21 protein-coding genes are annotated in these 20,352 nt (G+C 52.6%); 3 read left to right on the forward strand and 18 right to left on the reverse strand.

The window, feature by feature from the left end; all coding sequences use genetic code 11:
* Window positions 1-4: 4 nt before the first annotated feature.
* From OMQ46_RS10065 to OMQ46_RS10075, 3 genes are read right to left on the reverse strand one after another with little or no spacing between them, the layout of a single operon-like run.
* Window positions 5-1,435 carry a diguanylate cyclase gene (locus OMQ46_RS10065; protein WP_266236662.1) on the reverse strand — a complete coding sequence of 477 codons (1,431 nt, stop codon included), beginning with the start codon at window positions 1,433-1,435 and terminating at the stop codon, window positions 5-7.
* Between the two features lie 10 nt (window positions 1,436-1,445).
* Window positions 1,446-2,216: a peroxide stress protein YaaA gene (yaaA, locus tag OMQ46_RS10070; protein WP_266236663.1), complete on the reverse strand. Its 771-nt coding sequence runs from the start codon at window positions 2,214-2,216 to the stop codon at window positions 1,446-1,448.
* 27 nt (window positions 2,217-2,243) lie between these two features.
* Entirely contained in the window at window positions 2,244-2,627 is a 384-nt protein-coding gene (locus OMQ46_RS10075; protein WP_266236664.1) for a DUF4389 domain-containing protein, read from the reverse strand.
* 112 nt (window positions 2,628-2,739) lie between these two features.
* Between OMQ46_RS10075 and OMQ46_RS10080 the strand changes: the two genes are divergently transcribed.
* Window positions 2,740-3,264 (forward strand): TRAP transporter small permease subunit, encoded by a 525-nt coding sequence (locus OMQ46_RS10080; protein WP_266236665.1) that lies wholly within the window; start codon window positions 2,740-2,742, stop codon window positions 3,262-3,264.
* Complete coding sequence (locus OMQ46_RS10085; protein WP_266236666.1) at window positions 3,264-4,571, forward strand: TRAP transporter large permease; 1,308 nt, start codon at window positions 3,264-3,266, stop codon at window positions 4,569-4,571. The genes OMQ46_RS10080 and OMQ46_RS10085 overlap by 1 nt, the downstream gene beginning before the upstream one ends.
* 44 nt (window positions 4,572-4,615) lie before the next feature.
* Here the strand turns inward: OMQ46_RS10085 and OMQ46_RS10090 are convergent, their stop codons facing one another.
* From OMQ46_RS10090 to efp, 8 genes are all read right to left on the reverse strand, one after another.
* Complete coding sequence (locus tag OMQ46_RS10090) at window positions 4,616-5,086, reverse strand: hypothetical protein (protein ID WP_266236667.1); 471 nt, start codon at window positions 5,084-5,086, stop codon at window positions 4,616-4,618.
* 74 nt (window positions 5,087-5,160) lie between these two features.
* Window positions 5,161-7,620 (reverse strand): SAM-dependent methyltransferase, encoded by a 2,460-nt coding sequence (locus tag OMQ46_RS10095; protein WP_266236669.1) that lies wholly within the window; start codon window positions 7,618-7,620, stop codon window positions 5,161-5,163.
* Between the two features lie 7 nt (window positions 7,621-7,627).
* Entirely contained in the window at window positions 7,628-8,371 is a 744-nt protein-coding gene (locus tag OMQ46_RS10100; protein ID WP_266236670.1) for a protein-L-isoaspartate(D-aspartate) O-methyltransferase, read from the reverse strand.
* A 109-nt stretch (window positions 8,372-8,480) separates the two neighbouring features.
* Window positions 8,481-8,945 (reverse strand): GNAT family N-acetyltransferase, encoded by a 465-nt coding sequence (locus OMQ46_RS10105; RefSeq protein ID WP_266236671.1) that lies wholly within the window; start codon window positions 8,943-8,945, stop codon window positions 8,481-8,483.
* A 93-nt stretch (window positions 8,946-9,038) separates the two neighbouring features.
* Window positions 9,039-9,947, reverse strand: coding sequence for a DMT family transporter (locus tag OMQ46_RS10110; protein WP_266236672.1), 909 nt, complete (start codon window positions 9,945-9,947; stop codon window positions 9,039-9,041).
* Window positions 9,948-9,971: 24 nt separating this feature from the next.
* Window positions 9,972-10,910, reverse strand: a complete 939-nt coding sequence (locus tag OMQ46_RS10115; protein WP_266236673.1) for a sensor domain-containing diguanylate cyclase — start codon at window positions 10,908-10,910, stop codon at window positions 9,972-9,974.
* A 74-nt stretch (window positions 10,911-10,984) separates the two neighbouring features.
* The gene (gene epmA / locus OMQ46_RS10120; protein ID WP_266236674.1) at window positions 10,985-11,965 is read right to left on the reverse strand and encodes an EF-P lysine aminoacylase EpmA; all 981 of its coding nucleotides are present in this window, start codon (window positions 11,963-11,965) and stop codon (window positions 10,985-10,987) included.
* Entirely contained in the window at window positions 11,965-12,534 is a 570-nt protein-coding gene (gene efp, locus OMQ46_RS10125; RefSeq protein ID WP_266236675.1) for an elongation factor P, read from the reverse strand. The genes epmA and efp overlap by 1 nt, the downstream gene beginning before the upstream one ends.
* Window positions 12,535-12,585: 51 nt before the next feature.
* Between efp and epmB the strand changes: the two genes are divergently transcribed.
* Window positions 12,586-13,593 (forward strand): EF-P beta-lysylation protein EpmB, encoded by a 1,008-nt coding sequence (gene epmB, locus OMQ46_RS10130; RefSeq protein WP_266237042.1) that lies wholly within the window; start codon window positions 12,586-12,588, stop codon window positions 13,591-13,593.
* Between the two features lie 63 nt (window positions 13,594-13,656).
* Here the strand turns inward: epmB and OMQ46_RS10135 are convergent, their stop codons facing one another.
* The 7 genes from OMQ46_RS10135 to OMQ46_RS10165 form a co-directional block, all read right to left on the reverse strand.
* Complete coding sequence (locus OMQ46_RS10135) at window positions 13,657-14,817, reverse strand: citrate synthase (RefSeq protein ID WP_266236677.1); 1,161 nt, start codon at window positions 14,815-14,817, stop codon at window positions 13,657-13,659.
* Window positions 14,818-15,067: 250 nt separating this feature from the next.
* Window positions 15,068-16,339 carry an FCSD flavin-binding domain-containing protein gene (locus OMQ46_RS10140; protein WP_266236678.1) on the reverse strand — a complete coding sequence of 424 codons (1,272 nt, stop codon included), beginning with the start codon at window positions 16,337-16,339 and terminating at the stop codon, window positions 15,068-15,070.
* 148 nt (window positions 16,340-16,487) lie between these two features.
* Entirely contained in the window at window positions 16,488-17,444 is a 957-nt protein-coding gene (lipA, locus tag OMQ46_RS10145; protein ID WP_266236680.1) for a lipoyl synthase, read from the reverse strand.
* The gene (lipB, locus tag OMQ46_RS10150; RefSeq protein ID WP_266236681.1) at window positions 17,441-18,055 is read right to left on the reverse strand and encodes a lipoyl(octanoyl) transferase LipB; all 615 of its coding nucleotides are present in this window, start codon (window positions 18,053-18,055) and stop codon (window positions 17,441-17,443) included. Before lipB ends, lipA begins: the two co-directional genes overlap by 4 nt.
* Window positions 18,055-18,333, reverse strand: a complete 279-nt coding sequence (locus OMQ46_RS10155) for a YbeD family protein (RefSeq protein WP_266236683.1) — start codon at window positions 18,331-18,333, stop codon at window positions 18,055-18,057. Before OMQ46_RS10155 ends, lipB begins: the two co-directional genes overlap by 1 nt.
* Window positions 18,330-19,178 (reverse strand): D-amino-acid transaminase, encoded by an 849-nt coding sequence (dat, locus tag OMQ46_RS10160; protein ID WP_266236685.1) that lies wholly within the window; start codon window positions 19,176-19,178, stop codon window positions 18,330-18,332. Before dat ends, OMQ46_RS10155 begins: the two co-directional genes overlap by 4 nt.
* 3 nt (window positions 19,179-19,181) lie before the next feature.
* Complete coding sequence (locus tag OMQ46_RS10165) at window positions 19,182-20,330, reverse strand: D-alanyl-D-alanine carboxypeptidase family protein (RefSeq protein ID WP_266236686.1); 1,149 nt, start codon at window positions 20,328-20,330, stop codon at window positions 19,182-19,184.
* Window positions 20,331-20,352: the final 22 nt, after the last annotated feature.

A 20,352-nucleotide genomic window follows, 5' to 3' on the forward strand; every position in this document is an offset into this window, starting at 1 on the left:
GACACTAAAAACTGATGGTCTGGTTACGCCCGCTGTGTTTGGCTTGATAGAGCGCCTGATCTGCACGTTTTATACAGTCTTCAATCATCTCATCATCGCGGAAATCGGTGACACCAAAACTGGCGGTAATGACCATGTCATCAGCACCAAAATCGGTCTGAGCAATCAGTTTCCGCAGCTGCTCTGCCAGTGACCTGGCACCCTGTAGATCGGTTTCCGGACAGAGGATGAGAAACTCTTCGCCTCCCCAACGACCCGCAATATCGCTGCCACGTACATTTTCTGACAACAAATCCGCCATTGTTTTCAAAACCTCATCACCGAAAACATGTCCGAAAGCATCATTAATCCGTTTGAAATGGTCAATATCCATTAGCAGTAATGCGAAAACATGCCCGTAACGGTGATAGCGTTCCAGTTCGTATTCGAACGCCTGTTGCAAATAGAGGCGATTGGGCATGCCTGTCAGGTGATCGTGTTGAGAGATACGTTCCAGTTTTCTGTTGGCCTGCTGTAACTGTCGGTTAGCTCGTCTTATCGTGTAGTAGTGGAAGAAAAACAGGCTGGACAAAAGCACAACACCGGCCAGAAGCTGCCAGATCCGTGTTGGATTCATTTTGTAGTCAAACTCCAGCGACAGCCAGTTATTCAGAATCTGCTGTCGGTCCACCTCATGTGTCTCGGCTATTGCCTTGTTATAGATTGACAACAGCAACGGCAGGTCTCGTCGCACCCCGACCGACATCGAATATTGCTTATCCAGTACACCACTGATTTTGATGTGAGAAATACCGTGCTTGAGCGTTTGAAAGTTAATACTGGGAACCGTGTCGATAAAACCGTAGACCTGCCCTTTCTCTACCAGTTTGAGTCCGGCTTGGGCAGAGTCAACCAGCATCAGGCTGATTTGCGGGTAGGTCTCACGCATCATTTCGACAGCGGCATAGCCTCTGACCATGGCGAAGGTTTTGTCCCTAATTGGCAGCATATTGATAATAAACTGCTGGTCAGGCTGGGTAGCAATGGCAAAAGGGTATTTGATAAAGGGTCGGGTGACCCGCAAGTAACCACGACGACTGGGGACATCCTGAGCGCTGGATAAAACATCACATTTTTTCTGCTGCATGAATTCCAGTGCCTGATCCCAACTGTCAGTCCGTTGAATCTCTACCGGCTTACCTATCATCTCCGCCCACAGCGCATGGAAGCCGGACATAATGCCAACATGCTGCCCTGCTTCGTCAATAGCCTCATAGGGCATCCAGTCAGGATCGCTGCAGAGACGGATAACCTCTACATTTTCTAGCCATTTTTTCTCATTGCTGGTCAGAGACAATCGCTCATCCGCGCCCAGAACCGGAAAAGCCGCTGCCAGCAACATCATGACTAGCAGCGGTTTATTGATCCATTGTCTCTTCCATGAAAACATCGGCATAACTTAGTCATTATTCATGGTCACGAATAAACACCCAGTCGTCCCCTTTTGACATCTCATCACTGAAGCGATATCCATCGTAATCGAAGCGTTTAATCGACTCCGGATCAGATAACTGATGATCGATAATATAACGACTCATCAACCCACGGGCTTTCTTGGCGTAGAAGCTGATCATTTTATACTGGCCGTTTTTCCAGTCCTTGAATACCGGGGTAATAATCCGGGCATCCAGTTTTTTGGCCTGTATCGCCTTGAAGTATTCATTAGAAGCAAGATTAATCAACACACCATCTTTTAGTCCTGCTTCCTGTTGTAAGGATTCACGCAGCTTCCCGTCCCAGAAGGCATACAAGTCCTTGCCAGCCTCATTATCCAGTCTGGTCCCCATTTCCAGCCGGTAAGGCTGAATCAGATCCAGTGGCTTAAGCACGCCATAAAGACCGGAAAGAATCCGGAGATGCTGTTGCGCATAGTCAAAACCCGCTTTATCCAGGCTTTCCGCATCCAGTCCGGTGTAGACATCACCTTTGAATGCCAGCACGGCCTGTTTGGCATTGTCGGCGTTGAACGGCGTATGCCAGGACTCATAACGAGCCGCATTGAGGCCGGCAAGTTTATCGCTGAGCTTCATCAGACTGGCGATGTCAGCGGTGCTCATCTTCCTCAGTCTGTCTATAAGCCTGGCCGAGTCATCCAGAAAGCGAGGCTGACTGGCGTCTTTGGTGACAGGGTCGGTGTCGAAGTCCAGCGTCTTTGCGGGGGAAATCACCATCAACATGGGTTGCTTATATCCTTTGTTTATCGTTTATTTCTGATTGGGATCACTGCGTTTATCACCACCGGGCTGACCGGTATCGCCCATGTTTTCTACTGACTGTGAATAATCGTCATCATCGTCCTCAGCACTGTCGTCTTCCTGTTCCCAGTTATCAAACGGAAAAGGACGGCGATCATCGGTATAGGTCAGAAACGCTACAATCCGGTAGACATATTTAGACAGATCGTCGGCAAAATCCCCGATATCGTCATTGGGTTTGCCCGTAAACAGCGCAAACAGCAACTGAACAATCACCACCACCGTAACCAGCATCATCACCAGATAGAGAATGACGGCAAACAGAAGCATGTATAGAATCCGCAGCCACTGATTTTTGTTACTGACATTCTTTTTGACCGTTTCGTTATCCATTGCTTTTCTCCATGTAGAATCCTGAGCTTACTTTACCACTTCACTGGCCCTAGAGCTTGAAGCCGGATTGTGGGACACTTAGCCGATTGTAATCAAGATTAATGAATTTGAAATGAAATTATCGGCGGCCTGCCTGATTGCAGGTATAGACAGATTCACCGAGACCACCGGTAAAGCCGTGTCCTGGCTGGTATTGGCCATGGTTTTACTCATCTGTTATGACGTAGCCATGCGCTATTTGTTCCAGCAGGGATCAGTGGCGCTGCAGGAACTGGAATGGCATCTGTTCGCTCTGATGTTTCTGCTCGGTGGTGCCTACACCATGAAACATGATGACCACGTGCGTGTCGACATTCTTTATCAGAGCCGCTTCGTTTCAGACCGTGGTCGCGCCTGGATCAGCATTCTAGGCACCTGTCTGTTCCTGTTTCCATTCTGCTTTTTAATTCTTTTCACCACCTGGCCTTTTGTTGAAAACGCCTTCAATTATCGAGAAGGCTCGCCCGATCCCGGCGGCCTGCCCCACCGATTCATACTGAAAGGTGCCATCCTGGTTGCTTTTGTCATGCTGATGCTGCAGGGCTTGGCTGAACTGCTGAAGCAGGTCGAAGTGTTACGTCACAAGGAGAGCCGCTGATGGAATACTGGGCTCTCGCCATGTTCGCCGTGCTGTTCCTGCTGTTACTGGCAGGCTACCCGGTGGCCTTTACTTTGGGCGCTATCGCCCTCGCTTTTGGCAGCATTTTCCTGGGCATGGGCTTCTTCGAGCTGCTGCCATTCCGCATCTGGGGCATTATGACCAACTTCACGTTGCTGGCAGTGCCACTGTTCGTATTTATGGGCGTGCTGCTGGAGAAGTCGGGAATTGCTGAAGAACTCCTCGATACCATGGGGCGGCTATTTGGCAAGGTTCGCGGGGGCTTGGCCATTTCCGTGGTTGTGGTCGGCGCGTTGCTCGCGGCCACCACGGGTGTTGTGGGCGCCTCGGTCGTCACCATGGCAGTCATTGCCTTACCGGTGATGCTTAAGCGCGGTTACGCGCCCTCGCTGGCCAGTGGCACCATTGCCGCTTCCGGGACACTGGGACAGATTATTCCGCCCAGTATCATTCTGATTCTGCTGGGTGATGTGATTGGGGTGCCGGTCGGTGAACTGTTTATTGCCGCGACCATTCCTGGAGCCCTGTTGATCGCAGGTTATATTCTCTATATCGTCTGGATTGCCTGGCGTAAGCCTGAGCTGGCACCGGCCATGAATGCGACTGAAGAATTTGATACCGGTCTGGCGCTGGCCGTGATTAAAAGTCTGTTGCCCCCATTATTTCTAATTATCGCGGTACTGGGCTCTATTTTCTTCGGCGTGGCCTCTCCCACCGAATCCGCGGCAGTGGGTGCATTGGGCGCCATGATCCTGGCAGCACTGCATAAGCGTCTTAATCTCGGTAATCTGCGCGAGGCCATGCAGAAAACCACGCGACTGACCAGCATGGTGTTCATCATCTTTATCGGCGCCACGGCTTTCGGTCTGGTGTTTGTGGGCATGGGCGGTGACAGGCTGATCCTGGATATCTTCAGCGGCCTGCCGGGTGGTAAGTGGACCTTTCTGATTCTGAGCATGCTGCTGATATTCCTGCTCGGTTTCTTCCTCGACTTTATTGAAATCTGCTTTATCGTGGTACCGGTGATCGCCCCGGTTGCCGTTCATATGGGACTGGATCCACTGTGGTTTGCCCTGCTAATCGCCCTTAATCTGCAGACCTCGTTTTTAACGCCGCCATTTGGCTTTTCCCTGTTCTACCTTAAAGCCAGTGCGCCCCCCACGCTTAAACTGCAGTCGATTTATCAAGGCATCATACCGTTTGTGGTGCTACAGATCATCGTACTGGCTCTGATGATTGCCTTCCCGCAAATCAGCTTATGGCTGCCAGGACTGATGCAGGACTAAAACAGACTTGCCCGCCCACATGGACGGGCAGTCATGTCCAGCCTCTACAAAGGCGGAATGATATCGATGTCAGGCAATGCCTTATCCTGTTTGAGCCGCTGGAACTCCTGCTTGACCTGTTCATCAATATAGCTCGACTCTTCCCGCAACAAGGCGGTGCACTCTTCGGCTGCCATCAGAAAAGCTTCCAGTGCTTTTTCGTTTTCCGGTGTCTGATCACCGGTCTGGATGAGACCGCCTTCATGCGCCAGAGAATCACGATGATTATTGACCAGTCTCAGCTTTTGAATCAGTGACTCATTTCGACTGAAGGGTTTGAACAGTTCAATCAAGCGGGGCATGGCGGCTTCATCAATGCTTTTCAGTGGCGCTTCATAGGCCAGAGCGGATGAAACTCGCAGGTGAATAAAAGTCTGGCAGCGGTACAGACAAAACCTCAGCCCTTCTTCCAGGTACTGGTAATTCACCATGCAGTTGGCTAGTTTTTCCGGGTAAGGCGCGAGTTGCTTAACCATTGCTTAACTCCTCTTCTGCTGTAAATGTTTTCTTAACGTACTGACTAGTCAGTCCACGTTAAGGATATAAACGTTCAGTCGGATAGCGGGACAGCATGGTCTTCGGTGGGGTTGGAAGGAAACAGCCAGACAGTCAGCAGGTACAAAAGCAATGCCACAGCAATCAGCACGCGAAAGCCGAACTGTATCGCGATCAAGGTCGCCAGGATGGGACTCATTACCGAGGCAAAGCCATTAATTCCCCAGGCCCAGGGAATCATCTCATCATGCTCACGTCCGAGCATGCTCATCGCAGCCGGGAATGGGACCCCCATGCAAAAGCCCAGTGGCAGAATCATCAGAATCGCCAGCAGATAACGCAGAATATCCGACTGGGCAAGCAGAAACTGGGCAATGGCCGCATAATGGGTCAAATACACTGCACTTAGGACAATCATGACCATTACCGCCGCTATCACCTGACTGCGTGGCTGAACCTGGCTGAGTCGACCGGACAGGTAACTGCCTAGCCCTGCCGCCAGCAGAAAACCGGCAATCACGGTGGTCACTGCATAGACCGGATGGTGCAGAATCAGTACAAACTTCTGAATAAAGGCGATTTCGACAAATAAAAAGGCCAGTCCCAGCGCAAAGAAATAGGCCAGTACCCGTTTATGCAGCGGCTGAGCCTGTTCACGATCTCTGCGTCGACGACGCCACAGCCACAGTGGCAGTAATAACAGGACAAAACTCGCGAGCATGGCCTGAACCAGAGCTGCCAGCAACAGCAAATAACCGCTTTCCAGCAGGAAAATGCTACCGGCATCGAGCAGTGACAGAATTTCCGGCAACGTTTCCCATTTGAAGAATTGCGAAAAATAGGGTTGATTGTCGGTAGCAGGGGCAATGTTAAATTTATAGTCATCCACAAAGCCATCCCGGTCGCCGGTTAACAGGGCTGTCGCCGCCTGATAGAAATAAGGCGCTTTCAACTGATGGAAACGGTTGGCCACTGGTTCAGTCATGCCGGGATAATAGGCAATATCAAAATTAAACTGCTGGCTGAATGCCTTAAGCTGGCCGATTTCCTCAGCATTGATACGACCGTTTTTAATGACCAGGGTGGTTGTTTGCCAGCTTCTTATCAGCATCAGGCTCTGTGACGGCGTCAGTGTCTCTGTATCCAGCGCTGCGGACACTGTGGCGATCAGCTTGGGCACCACCCGCGGTGGCAGGGTCGCCGGCTGGGTGATACTGAGATATCCGCCTGGCCTGAGATGTGACAACGTGTCACATATCGACTCGACGGTAAACAGGTAATTTTCACTCATCGAATACAAACCGCCTGTCGTCCCCGCCCCACTCAGAAAGGACATGGTGATCAAATCGTATTGCCGCTCAGTGTTGGTGATGTAGGCCCGGGCCTCTGATTGATGCACCTCGACCTGAGGTAGATTGTAGAGATTGCCTGCATAAGCCGCGTAATCATCCTGAACCAGTTCGATCATCTGTGGATTGGCTTCGACTGCATCAATATGCGGGCTCTGAAACAGCAGGGCCTGCAAAACATCACTGCCAGTCCCGGCACCAAGCACCAGCACATCATCCATGGCTCTGAATTGATAAGGCAGCGCGGAACTGGTCTGCCCCAGGAAGCTGAGCGCTTCGATATCGCCGTCAAAACGAGTGATCGCCGTCATCGCATCGGCATCACTGAACACCGCCAATTGTTCGGGCAACTGGCTGTCACTGAGGATACTGAGTCCCGGCGCGAAGCGCAGTGGCACCTGTCTGGATTCCACCACACTCAGTACCCCAAGCGGGCTGGATTTTCGTTGCAACACCCGTGTTTCCGGCACAGTCAGTAATTGACTCAGTCCCTTATAAGAGGACAGATTGAGCTGCATCGCGCCGGGGAGTGTCAATACCGTTCCCGTTGCAACCACCAGCAAACCGGCTTGCCAGATTCTTCTTTCGGTCCCCACCCAGAGCGGCGACCGACTGAGCAGAAGCAGGCCGGCCAGTAACACCAGCAAGGGTAAAACCCAAAGGACAAGCTCAACATCAATCACAAACAACAGGGCAATAATAGCCACGCTACCCAGCGCGGCGCCCAACAGGTCAGCGGCGTAGAGCGTCGGGATGCCAGTGCGGAATTGATACAGAGACAATCCGATAATATTGGCTGCAAAAAAGAAAGGTAAGGCCAGGATGAGATAGACGCCCAACCAGTAGACCAGCTGCCAGGGATCCCATAATAATTGAGCCGGATTGAATGGTATTGCCTGTGCCAGCAGGAAACATACTGGCATGGCCATACCCAGCAACAGGATATTAGCGAGAATAACTCTCGGAAAATGGCGGCTCACGCCCTGCCGGGCCAACGCCAGAAATACCCCGCTCACACCATACCCCAGCAAGGCAAGGCTGATCACCATAAAGGCAAAGTGATGCCACTGGATCAGCGAAAACAGGCGCAGTAACAGCACTTCATAGGCCAGTGTCGCGCCTGATATAACAGCGATTGTCAGCAGATAGCCAGCACCGGGATGCATGACCGTACTAGTGTTCGCCGGTCAGTGGCACGAATTTTACCGGCAGCAACTGTTCGGTGATAATGTCACCGTCTTCTGTCTTATTTACCAGCACCAGATGCTGCACCATAAAGCGACTGCCCACCGGGATAACCATTCTGCCGCCCGGCTTCAACTGCTTGAGCAGTCTGGGCGGTATATGGTCAGCAGCGGCGGTCACGATAATCGCATCAAATGGTGCCTGCTCCTCCCAGCCATAGTAACCATCGCCCTCACGGGTAATCACGTTGTCATAGCCGGTCCGCTTCAGATCCTGCGCCGCTCTCCCGGCCAGTTCCGGCACAATTTCGATGCTGTAGACCCGGTCAATCAGTTCTGCCAGCACGGCAGCCTGGTAACCGGAACCAGTGCCGATTTCCAGCGCTTTATCTGTGGACTCAAGCTCAAGCAGGTTGGTCATCAGTGCCACAATAGCCGGCTGCGAAATGGTCTGACCATAGCCAATAGGCAAGGGACGGTTTCGGTAGGACTGATGCCTGTGTTTCTGCGGCACGAATTCATGACGGGGCACACTACGCATGGCTTCCAATACCTTGGGGTCAAGCTCGGATTCCTTGATGATCGCATCGGTGCTTTGCAGATCCTGAGCAATCTCTTCGACCAGTGCTTCGCGCTGTTGTTTGAAGTCATCTTGTGCCTGGGCCGGTAGCAGCCAGCCCGCCAGCAGCAGGCTCACGAAGACCAGACAATGCGCACGCTGCGTTTTTATCATTTCTTGCCTCCAACGGATTGTTTTTGGAAAGAAGTTACCGCTCTACAATACTATGGGATTATGGCGGATGCGAACTGGGAGGCATTCAATACCGGCACCGTGGCTGGCTTCAGAGTTTGCTCAGCGTCATAAATAGCATGTCGTCGCTGGACTGTTCATCAATCGGCACAAAGCCCATTTTCTGGTAAAGGTACTGCGCTTTGGCATTGTCCCTCAGCACATTGAGCGTGATGGTCTCAGGCTGATGACGCTCTGTCGCTTCAATTATCAGTAATTGAATCAGCGCCTTGCCCAGCCCCTGCCCGCGATAGAGCGGGTTAATAATCACCCGCCCCAGATGTACGGTCTCGGCATCACAGGGCCAGAACTGACCAAAGCCCATCAGTGACTCATCTGCGTCGGTCAGTGAATAACTCTGGCTATCTGTCATCTGTAGCAGTTTAGGCAAGGCTTCTGCAGAAAAGGGAAAACCGAAGTCGGGCCCCGCCCAGTGGACACAGGATCGGGCATCGGTAATCCAGGATGACAGCGCCCGGTAATGGCTGGCTCGCGGCTCTGCGAGAGAGAGTTTCATTGTCAGGGAATATTCAGGAGTCATGCCCCTATTATGGCCGACAGATACTGTGACAACAAACCGGCGACTAATCAGCAGGCAGGTGTTCAGGTGCTAATCCGTCACAGACCGCCGTCGACCAGCATAAATGCTTAACAGCGTGACCGTGACCAGAATTAAAGTCATGCCGATAATCTGAACCTCGCTGAGGGATTGATTTAACACGGCGACACCGAACAATGAAGCTGTGACCGGCTCAACCATGGCCACCACCGCGGCGACCGAGGGCACCGTATATTTCAGCCCCACAATATAGAGGATGAATGACAGCCCACCGCCAAAGATCCCCAGCAATGCAAATAATGGCCAGCTCGTGGAGCCATGCACAGCCAGCATCTGTTCAACATCAATCAGCCAGATCAAGCTGCCCACCAGCACAGCCAGAGCGATGGTCAGGATCGCCTGGGGACTGCCATGTGGCGCGGCATATTTAAAACCGAAGATAAACACCGCATAGGACAAACCGGATAACAGCCCTGCAATAATGCCCAGCTTGGTGGTGGACACTGCATCCTGGGCGTAGATACCGGTCAGCAAAATCACCCCGGCCATCACCACTGTCATGGCAAGCCATTTTTGCCATGTCGGTTTTTCCAGCCGGCAGGCAAAAGCAATGAGATAAACAAATACCGGCGCGCAGTACATCAGGGTGGCAGCGACGGCGACACTGCCCTCGTTGATACTCAGAAAGTAGAAAGAAAAGTTACCGGCAACACCTATGCCGGCAAGGGCTGACCAGGTCCATAGACGCCATTGGCTGAGACCACTGCGGCGGGGTCGAAGTGCCAGCCAGACCAGGACAAACATCAGCCCAATCGCGCCACGATAAAATGACACCACCAGCGCATCCCAGCCAAAAGCCATGAGTAACGCCGCAACACCACCGGAAAGTCCCCAGAACAGCGCAGCAAGCACAACAAAGAGCGTGCTCAATTTAGCCAGTTGTACTACGTTAACGGGCATGAATCACTCAAAATTCAATAATAATCAGGCTGCCTGAATTCGGTTACGCCCGGCCTGCTTGGCCTGATACAAGGCCTGGTCGACACGGTCGACAAAATCTCTCAGTTCGTCTTTGTGTGAAGGCACGATAGTGCCAGTGCCAATGCTGATAGTCAGCAACTGAGACACTTCAGACTGTGCATGCGGGATCTGTTGTTTGAAAATAAACTGCTGGCAACGCTCAGCCATTTTCTGCGCCGCTTCAGCATCAGTCTCCGGCAGCACCATGACAAACTCCTCGCCCCCGAAACGGGCAAAGAAATCTTTTGAACGGGTGGCGACGTCTGACAACACCTGTGCCACCTTAATCAGGCAATCATCGCCCTGCATATGACCGTAAAAGTCGTTGTATTGTTTGAAAAAATCGATATCAATCAGCAGCAGTGACAGGGGCTGATGTTCGCGTCGGGCCCGGACCCATTCTTCTTCCAGCACCGAGTCAAGCATGCGTCGGTTAGATACGCCCGTGAGGCCATCTTTGAAAGACAGCTCCTCCAATTCTTTTTGCAGATCCAGCAGCTTCTGCTCGGTTTCCTTACGCTCGCTGATATCGAACATAAAACCGATAAGGGCGGTCACTTCACCATTCTCGTCGCGGGCCACATGGACCACATCCCGGATCCAGACATAGTGACCATCTTTGGTCAGTGCACGGTAATCGGCCTCGTGATCGCTACCGGACTGGGACTGGGAGACACAGAAATCGACGACCCATTTTTGATCATCAGGATGCATACGTTCGGCCCAGTCATTGACCGACACCCAGCTTGATGGCGCCCAGCCCAGCAGTTCCTCGATTTGCGGGCCGATATAGACAAACTGCATAGTCTGCCAGTCGAGCTTCCAGGGAATGGCTCGGGTCGACTCCAGCAGCGTTTTGTAGAGGTCGTTATCCGGTTCAACAGTCTGTGAATGATCATCCATTTTTGCAGAGTCCTTATGGCTAAGCGTTCCCTGGCGATAATGTCATTCCGTGACCGATTTCACAGGATTATCGCTTAACTTTGCTCAAAACCAAAGCTGACCACCTCACTAATGGTGGTTTTTTCAGCCAGCAACAGCATCAGACGGTCCAGGCCCAGGGCGACACCGGTACAGGGCGGCAACCCCTGCTCTACCGCTGCCAACAGCCGGTTATCGATGGGCATGAGCGCTTTATTCTGCTCTGCTCGCCGTCTGTTATCGGTCACAAAACGACGGCGCAGTTCGCCCGCATCAAGACATTCATCGTAACCATTAGCCAATTCCATTCCACCGGCGTATAACTCAAACCGGGCCGCGACCTCGATACCTTGCGGGTTTTGATAAACTTTTGCCAACTGCGCCTGTGATGCGGGGAAGTCATAAATGATGACCGGCTTGTCGAGAGCTTTAAGTTCGGTTTCAATCACCTCACTCATCAGCATCTCCAGCCAGCCGTCATAATCCGTCTGCCAGTCTGCTGGCAGATGGCTGATTGCCGCATGCGCAGCCTGTTTCAGGGTCTTGCTGTCCTGCTGTTCAATATCCATCTGCAGATACTGCTGAAATGCCTGGTGGTATGACATTTTGATTGCCGCCGGGGTATTTGCCACCTGCTGCAGCAGCTGATCCACTTCCTGCATCAGGCCGGCATAATCCAATGCCGGACGATACCACTCCAGCATCGTGAATTCCGGATTATGCCACCGACCCAGCTCACCATGACGAAAGACTTTGGCGATTTGATAAATGTCACCACTGCCCCCAGCGAGCAGACGTTTCATCGCGAACTCGGGCGAAGTCTGCAGATAGTAAGAAACCGGCTGACTGCCGGCTGGCTGGTAATACGTTTCGAAGCTGTCGAGATAAGTTGCTGTTGGCGCGGCCTGCGACAGCACCGGGGTATCAACTTCCAGAACATGACGCTCGGCAAAAAAACGGCGGACATCAGCCAGAAGCTGAGCCCGCCGTTTTAGGGTGTCGATGGTGGCTGAGGGTTGCCAGACTGTTTCTGTCATCAATCCTTGGCGCGTTCGACGTAGGATGAAGTCCGGGTATCGACTTTCAGCACTTCACCGATTTCGATAAACAGCGGCACACGCACAACGGCACCGGTTTCCAGCGTGGCCGGTTTACCACCACCGCTTGAGGTATCGCCACGCACACCCGGATCAGTTTCAACCACCGCGAGATTGACGAAATTCGGCGGAGATACCAGCAAAGGTGCGCCATTCCAGAGTGTCACGGTGTAAGTATATTGTTCTTTGAGCCAGTCTTTGGATTCCGCAATCGCATTGGCATCAGCGGCATACTGTTCAAAGGACGTCGGGTCCATAAAGTACCAGAACTCACTGTCGTTGTAGGAGTACTCCAGATCGATTTCGATGACGTCAGCACCTTCCACGGTATCACCGGATTTGAATGTGCGTTCATTGACGCGGCCGGTTTTCAGGTTACGGAATTTAACGCGATTAAAGGCCTGACCTTTACCGGGTTTAACGAACTCATTTTCGATAATGCTGCATGGGTCGCCATCCAGCATGAATTTGAGACCCGATTTGAATTCATTTGTACTATAGCTTGCCATCTTGACCTCTTTTAGGGGACGATCTTCGCCTGCCTGAGAATAAAAGTGACTATGATACCGCAATCCCCGCCCTTAAAGACAAAACAAAGCTGGCAACAGGCCCTGGCGGAAGCCGTGTCTGATGCCGATGAATTATTGGCACAACTGGGCCTGAGCGGCGCTCTCAAGACCATCGACAAGGCTAAAATTCGCCAGTTTCCTCTGCGCGTGCCGCAAAGCTATATCAACAAGATGCGCTATGGTGATAAGCAGGACCCCCTGTTAAAACAGGTGTTGCCGCTGATTGATGAAAGTCTGGAAATAGCGGGCTTCGGCCGTGATCCGGTAGGCGATCAATTGGCCGTCACCGGCCCCGGAATTTTACAGAAATATCAGGGTCGGGCCTTACTGGTGACCACCGGTGCCTGCGCGATTCACTGTCGTTACTGTTTCCGTCGTCATTTTCCCTATTCTGACAGCAACCCTCTGGCCAGCCAGTTCAATGAGACACTGGCACAGTTACAGGCTGACACCCACATCAATGAAGTTATCTTAAGCGGTGGCGATCCGCTCTCCCTCAGTGATGACAAACTGTCGAGGCTGGTGGCGGAGCTGGAACAGATCCCGCATCTGAAACGATTACGAATCCATACCCGGCTACCGGTCGTCTTGCCTGAGCGCATTGATGCCAACTTACTCAAATGGATTAGCGACTGTGAACTCAAGGTTGTGATGGTTATCCATGCCAATCATGCCAATGAAATTGATGAGGACGCGGAGCTCGCACTGTTGAAATTACAGCAGGCAGGCTGTCAGTTACTGAACCAGACTGTGTTACTGAGGGGGATAAACGATTCGGTCGATGCCCTGGTGAATCTGAGTGAGCGCCTGAATGACGTCAATGTCATGCCCTATTATCTGCATCTTCTGGATAAAGTGGCCGGTGCGGCACACTTTGATGTGACAGAAGCCAGCGCCATCGGACTGCTGGATAAAATCAGAACACAGTTGCCGGGCTACCTGGTGCCGAGACTGGTACGGGAAATTCAGGGCGAAGCGAGCAAAACCATTATTCGCTGACTAGCCCAGACACAAAAAAGCCCTCTCCCCGGCAGGAAGAGGGCCTGTGTCAGCTTAGTGAAATTAGCCGCGCTGGTTCATCGGCACATATTCACGCATTTCGCTACCGACATAAATCTGAGTCGGACGATAAATGCGGTTGTTGGCAATCTGCTCACGCCAGTGTGCCAGCCAGCCAGCGCTACGGGCGACGGCAAACAACGCCGTGAACTGATCTTCAGGAATGCCCATTTCTGAATACAGAATACCGGAGTAGAAATCCACATTCGGATAGACGCCTTTATGACCCAGGCGATCCGCGCAGACTTCTTCCAGTTTCAATGCGGTGTCGAACATATCATCCAGTGCGCCGCCCCGCTCCTCAACCAGTTTTTCCACCAGTTTGTGCAGGATGGTGGCACGCGGGTCTTTGACCTTGTATTCGCGGTGGCCCATACCCCAGATGACTTCCTTGTTTTTCAGTTTGCCATCAACCCAGGCTTCAACATTATCCGGTGACCCGATCTCCTGCAGCATGCCGACAACGCGCTGATTGGCACCGCCATGTAATGGGCCGGACAAGGTGCCAATCGCGGCAGAAATGACGCTGTAAGGGGATGCCAGGGTGGAACCGGCAACCAGCGCGGCAAAAGTGGAAGCGTTGAGCGTGTGTTCCGCGTGCAGGATCAGGCAGACATCCATGATTTTGGCCAGCAGTGGATCCGGCTCTTCTCCGTTAAACATGTAGAGCAGGTTTTCGGCGACCGACAGATCCGAGCGTGGTTGAATCGGGTCCCAGCCGTAGCGGATGTGCTGCCACATCGCAACCAATGGTGACATCTGCGCGATGATATTCACGGTCATGTTGCGCACGTAGTCCAGATCTTCACAGGTATCGGCGCCGGTCAGACACTCAGTGCCCGGGTAGAACATGCCCAGACTGGATACCGCTGTCTGCAGCATATCCATCGGATGGCCGTCATGCGGGAAGTGACGCATCATTTCACGAATGTGATATTTGATGCGGTAGTTCTGACGTAATTCCTGTTTGAAGTCGTCGAGTGCTTTCTGGGTTGGCAGTTCGCCATTGAGCAACAACAGCGTGGATTCTTCAAAACTGCTGTTTTCTGCCAGGGTTTCCAGCGGGTAGCCGCGGTAACTCAGTATACCTTTCTCACCATCGATGTAAGAAATGGCGGACTTCGTTGCCGGGACACCTTCCAGGCCGGGTAAAAAATCACTCATCTACAACCTCATAAAATAACTTGATGGCGGAGACTTGGTACGCTTAATTTGCAGCAGGGCAATGTGCTATCGGGGTATCCCTCAACAGGGCGAGTTCCGGACTGAGATGAGTCTATCTACATTTCATGGTTAGCCAGAGCTGCACCGCACGTTGATATCACATCATAAAGCGCACCAGAAAAGCAGGCATTATACTGCATTGCCCCTGCCGTCACACCCCGGATATGCTTAGCATTTGATTCGTCGGCCTTTATCGTAGCGTATCGGACCAGATATTTTGTGCCCAGGCTTGGGCAAAACGACCTTCCATTTCGGTGGCAGTCGACGTCGAACCGCCACCGGGCATGGCACTCATCTGCTTGTCTGCTGCATCAAAAGCAAATACCGCGGCGACGTGGCCCGCCCTCTCAGCATCAACATAGCTGTAACAGGTATTGCCGAATTTGGGACTGGCTTCCACCGGTTGCTGTTTCAACAGAGCAATGACAGCGGCGGCGCAGACTTTGGCTTGTGAATTAGCAATATGGCCGGACTTGGGCAGGTTCGAGGCGACGGCGTCACCAATCACATGCACCCCGGCGACCGCAGTAGATTCGTAGCTTCGGAAATCCACTTCACACCAACGTCGATCTACATTAACCGTACCGGCCAGTTCTGCGACTTTGCCGGCCTTCTGTGGCGGGATCACATTGAGCACATCGGCTTGAAAACGATCAAACAGGCTCTCCACCGAAAGACTGTCGACATCCACGGATTCAAGCGCGTTACTCGGGTAATAATCGATGAGGCCCGGATAGTCATCTTCCCAGGCATTCTGAAACAGGGCTTTTTTGGACACGATCCCCCCGTTAGCATCGAGGATAATAAGCTTGCCGGTAGGATTATACTGCTTGAGGAACAGCGCAATCTGGCAGGCGCGCTCATACGGCCCCGGGGGACAGCGATACGGGGTGGGCGGGATTGTCATCACCACTTTACCGCCCTGCGGCATTGCCTTGAGCTGGTTGAATAACAGCTCGGTCTGCGGTCCGGCTTTCCAGGCATGCGGGATTTTGTTATTGACCACATGCGGGGTCAACATCGGCAACGTGTCGTAAATAAAATCGACACCGGGCGCGACAATCAGACGGTCATAGCCAATCTTTGTGCCATCCTTAAGCTTCACGACATGCTTTTCGGTATCTATTGAGGCCACCGTAGCCTGTAAGGTCCTCACCCGATATTGACGTGATAGCGATTGATAATCATGCGTCAGTTGCTGCAGCGTGCGGCTGCCACTCAACACCATATTGCTCTGCGGACAGGAAACAAAATAGCTGCTTTTTTCGATCATCAGGACATCCAGATCGGGCGCCCACATCTTGAGGTATTTCGCGGCGGTGGCACCGGCAAAGCCACCACCAATCACCACCACCCGTTGCCGTTTGCTGTCAGTTTTGGCAGCCAGTTTCAACTGGGGGAATACAGCCAGCGAACTCGCAGCGGCCACTGTCTGTATCAGCCTGCGTCGGTTAACGGCCATGATTCCTCCTGTCTGTTCAGACTGTTGAACACTTGCCCAGTCTATACCAGGCTGTCCCGCTGTGGGATGTTTCAGCCGCCCTCAATATCAGCCAAATTAAGTTCCGTGAACTCATTGTTATCTGTCAGGGCATCGCCCTCGCCAGCCATCAGGACACTTTTTTACCCTGAGCCTGCAGGTCAGCATGATAGGAAGAACGAACCATGGGTCCACTGGCCACATGCTCAAACCCCATCTGTTTGCCCAGTTCGCCCAGTTCATCAAATTCCGCCGGCGTGACAAAACGATCCACCGGTAGATGATGGCGGCTGGGTTGCAGATACTGGCCCAGCGTCAGCATTCGGCAACCGTGATCACGTAAGTCCTGCATCACCTGTTTGACTTCATCCATCCTCTCACCGAGCCCCAGCATCAGGCCGGATTTAGTCGGCACTTCCGGGTGCAGTTGCTGGAAGCGGCGAATCAAATCCAAAGACCACTGATAGTCAGAACCGGGACGGGCTGCCTTGTACAGGCGCGGTACTGTCTCCAGGTTGTGGTTGAAAATATCCGGCGGACTCTGGGTCAGGATGTCCAGCGCGACATCCATACGGCCACGAAAATCCGGGACAAGCACTTCAATATCAGTCGAAGGCGATTGTCGACGCACTTCATTAATACATTGCACAAAGTGATTAGCACCGCCATCCCGCAGATCATCGCGATCCACCGAGGTAATCACGACGTGTTTGAGGCTCATCGCGGCAATCGTTTTAGCCAGATGCGCCGGCTCATTCTCGTCCAGCGGATCAGGCCGGCCATGTGCGACATCACAGAATGGGCAGCGTCGAGTGCAGATATTACCCATGATCAGGAAAGTCGCGGTGCCGTGGGCAAAGCATTCACCCAGATTAGGGCAGGCAGCTTCTTCACAGACGCTGTGCAGATTATGCTCACGCAGCATATCCTTGATGTGCTGAACGCGCGGGTCACCATGCGATTTAGCCCGAATCCACTCCGGCTTGCGCTTGGGCTGAGTGGGCTCAATTTTGATAGGAATACGGGCAACTTTCGATTCACCCTTGAGCGCGCGAACGTCGCGTTTGCCCTCTGCTGTTTCTGTCATGAATTCATACCTGTCTGCATTTGCTGATTAAATGCAGCGATAAATTGTTGTTTGGCGTCGGCCATATCCAGTGCTATACCCAGTGATGTCAGGTCAATCACTTCCAGGCCTGCCTGGCCGCAGGGATTGATATAACTGAACGGGGTCAGGTCCATATCAATATTAAAACTGACACCATGATAACAGGCGCCGCGTTTGACCCGTAAACCCAGTGAGGCAATCTTGCGCTCATCGACATAAACACCCGGGGCATCTTTTCGGGCATAAGCATTGATATCAAAGGCTGCCAGCATGCAAATCACCGTCTGCTCCAGGCGATTGACCATGTCTCTGACACCGGACTGGTGGCGGCGAAGGTCAATCAAGGGATAAGCGACAAGCTGTCCGGGACCATGGTAAGTGACCTGACCACCGCGATCAGTTGCCACCAGCGGAATATCATGCAGATCAAGCACATGTTCAGCCTGACCGTTGGCGCCCTGAGTGAAGACCGGCTGGTGCTCCAGCAGCCAGAGTTCGTCCTCGGTATCGGCGTCACGGCTCAGCGTAAATTCACGCATCTTATCGACCACCGGTTGATAGTCGACAAGCCCCAGGTCTTTAATGATCATCAGAGCACGTATTTGATGCGGTGATGGCTGGTCAGGTCCTGATAAATCGCATCAAGCTGCGGCTTGCTGGTCGCGCGGATGGTCACCGTAATGGAGGTGAATTTACCACCGGAGCTCTGACGGCTGCTAACCGCACCTTCTGAAATATCTTCCACATGGCGACGGATGATTTCTACCACAATCTGGTCCAGATCCTCACTGGTTTCCCCCATGGCTTTGATCGCAAAATCACAGGGGAATTCGAGCAGGGTTTCCTGTTGTTTATCCTGTTCGCTCATACGCTGCCCTCCGTCTTAAAACGCTGGTAAAGCGCATCAAGCTGCTGCCAGACCGGGCCTGGTTTACCATTACCGACCGGCGCATCATCCAGCGTTGTTACCGGCAACAACTCACGGGTGGAACTGCTGATCCAGATTTCATCGGCCTGTTTCAGCTGCTCGGCTGAGACCGCCTGTTCGCGATACGAAACACCGGCTGAACGGGCCAGTTCCAGCACCACATCCCGGGTGATGCCGGGCAGTACTTTCTCGTCTTTGGGCGCGGTATAAATCACGCCATCCAGTACCGCATAGCTGTTGCTGGCAGAGCCTTCAGTCATATAACCATCGCGGATCAGAATGGCTTCCTGGGCACCGGCATCCTGCGCCTGCTGTCTCAGAAGGCTATTGGGTAACAGGGTAATCGCCTTGATGTCGCATTGAGCCCAGCGAATATCCTTGACTGTAATCGCCTTGATGCCATCCTGTTTATACCATTCAGGCAGCGGCTTGATCGGATTGCTCATGACAAAGGCGGTGGGTTCGACGCCTTCTGGGAAGACATGATCACGTGGCGCAACGCCTCGTGTGACCTGCAGATACACCGCCTGATTCTCACCCTCATTGTCTTTCACCAGGCGAGCGATAATCTCGCTCCACTGTTCGATACTGTAGGGGTTAGCCATGCGAACCCCATCCAGACTGCGTTGCAGACGATGTAAATGCTCATTCAGACAGAATGGCAGGCCCTGATAAACCGGGATAACCTCATAGACCCCATCGCCGAGCAAAAAGCCACGATCAAGCACAGAAACCTGAGCCTGATCAGCCGGCAGGTACTCGCCGTTTAAAAATACGGTTCTCACTAGTTAGCCCCAGATCCACAACAGAATGTGGTCAATCAGACGTCGCCACCAGCTCCCCTGCTCGACCGCATTGAGGGCCACCAGCGGTTGTTTGGCAACCACTTCCTCACCCAGGCGAATCTCAACTTCACCCAGCACAGTGCCCGCTTCGATAGGGGCAATCACCGGTTGCTGAATATTGGTACTGGCAACCAGATCATCATACTGACCGCGTGGCACAGTGACTGATAGGCTCTGCGCTAGACCTAAAGCCAGCGTGTCCTGAGCCCCTTTCCAGACCTTGGTGTCAGTGATGCTGGCATTAGCCTGATACAGCTGATGGGTTTCAAAGAAACGGAAACCGTAATTCAGCAATTTCTGAGTTTCCTGAGCACGGGCGTTTTCACTGCGGGTACCGAGCACAACGGTAATCAACCGCATATCACCCCGCTTAGCGGAAGCGGCGAGACAAAACCCGGCTTCTTCGGTGTGGCCTGTTTTCAGACCATCAACACTGTTATCCCGCCACAACAGTTTGTTGCGGTTATGCTGGGTAATCTCGTTATAGGTAAATTCCTTTTCCGCGTACCACTCGTAGTGTTCGGGAAAGTCACGAATCAGTGCCGCAGACAAAGTCGCAATGTCACGCGCCGTAGTGTAATGATCGGGATCAGGCAGTCCGGTCGCATTCATGTAGTTAGTGTTGTACATACCCAGTTGCTGCGCATATTGATTCATCATCTGCGCGAAGACTTCTTCACTGCCAGCGATATGCTCGGCCAGGGCCACCGCGGCATCATTACCGGACTGCACGATCATGCCGCGCAGCAACGCTTCCACTGACACCTTGGTATTCACCTTGATAAAGCTGCGCGATCCAATCATGCGCCAGGCTTTTTCACTGATCAGGACTTCATCGTCCAGCGCGATATTACCGGCATGCAGCTCATGGGATACCACATACGAGGTCATCAGTTTGGTAATACTGGCGGGCGGCAGTTTTTCATCCGGGTTCTCAGCGGCCAGTACTTTGCCACTGTCGTAGTCGATCAGAATATGGGATTTGGCCGCGACCGCCGGTGCCGAGGGCTTAGGCGCAACGACGCCAGCCTGCACCGAAACAAAAGCAGTCAGAAATAAAAAAAATAAAACAACTTTCGTGTTTTTCAGCATGATGAACTCTCAGGAAAAAAGA

This window comes from Methylophaga sp. OBS1, assembly GCF_026319365.1.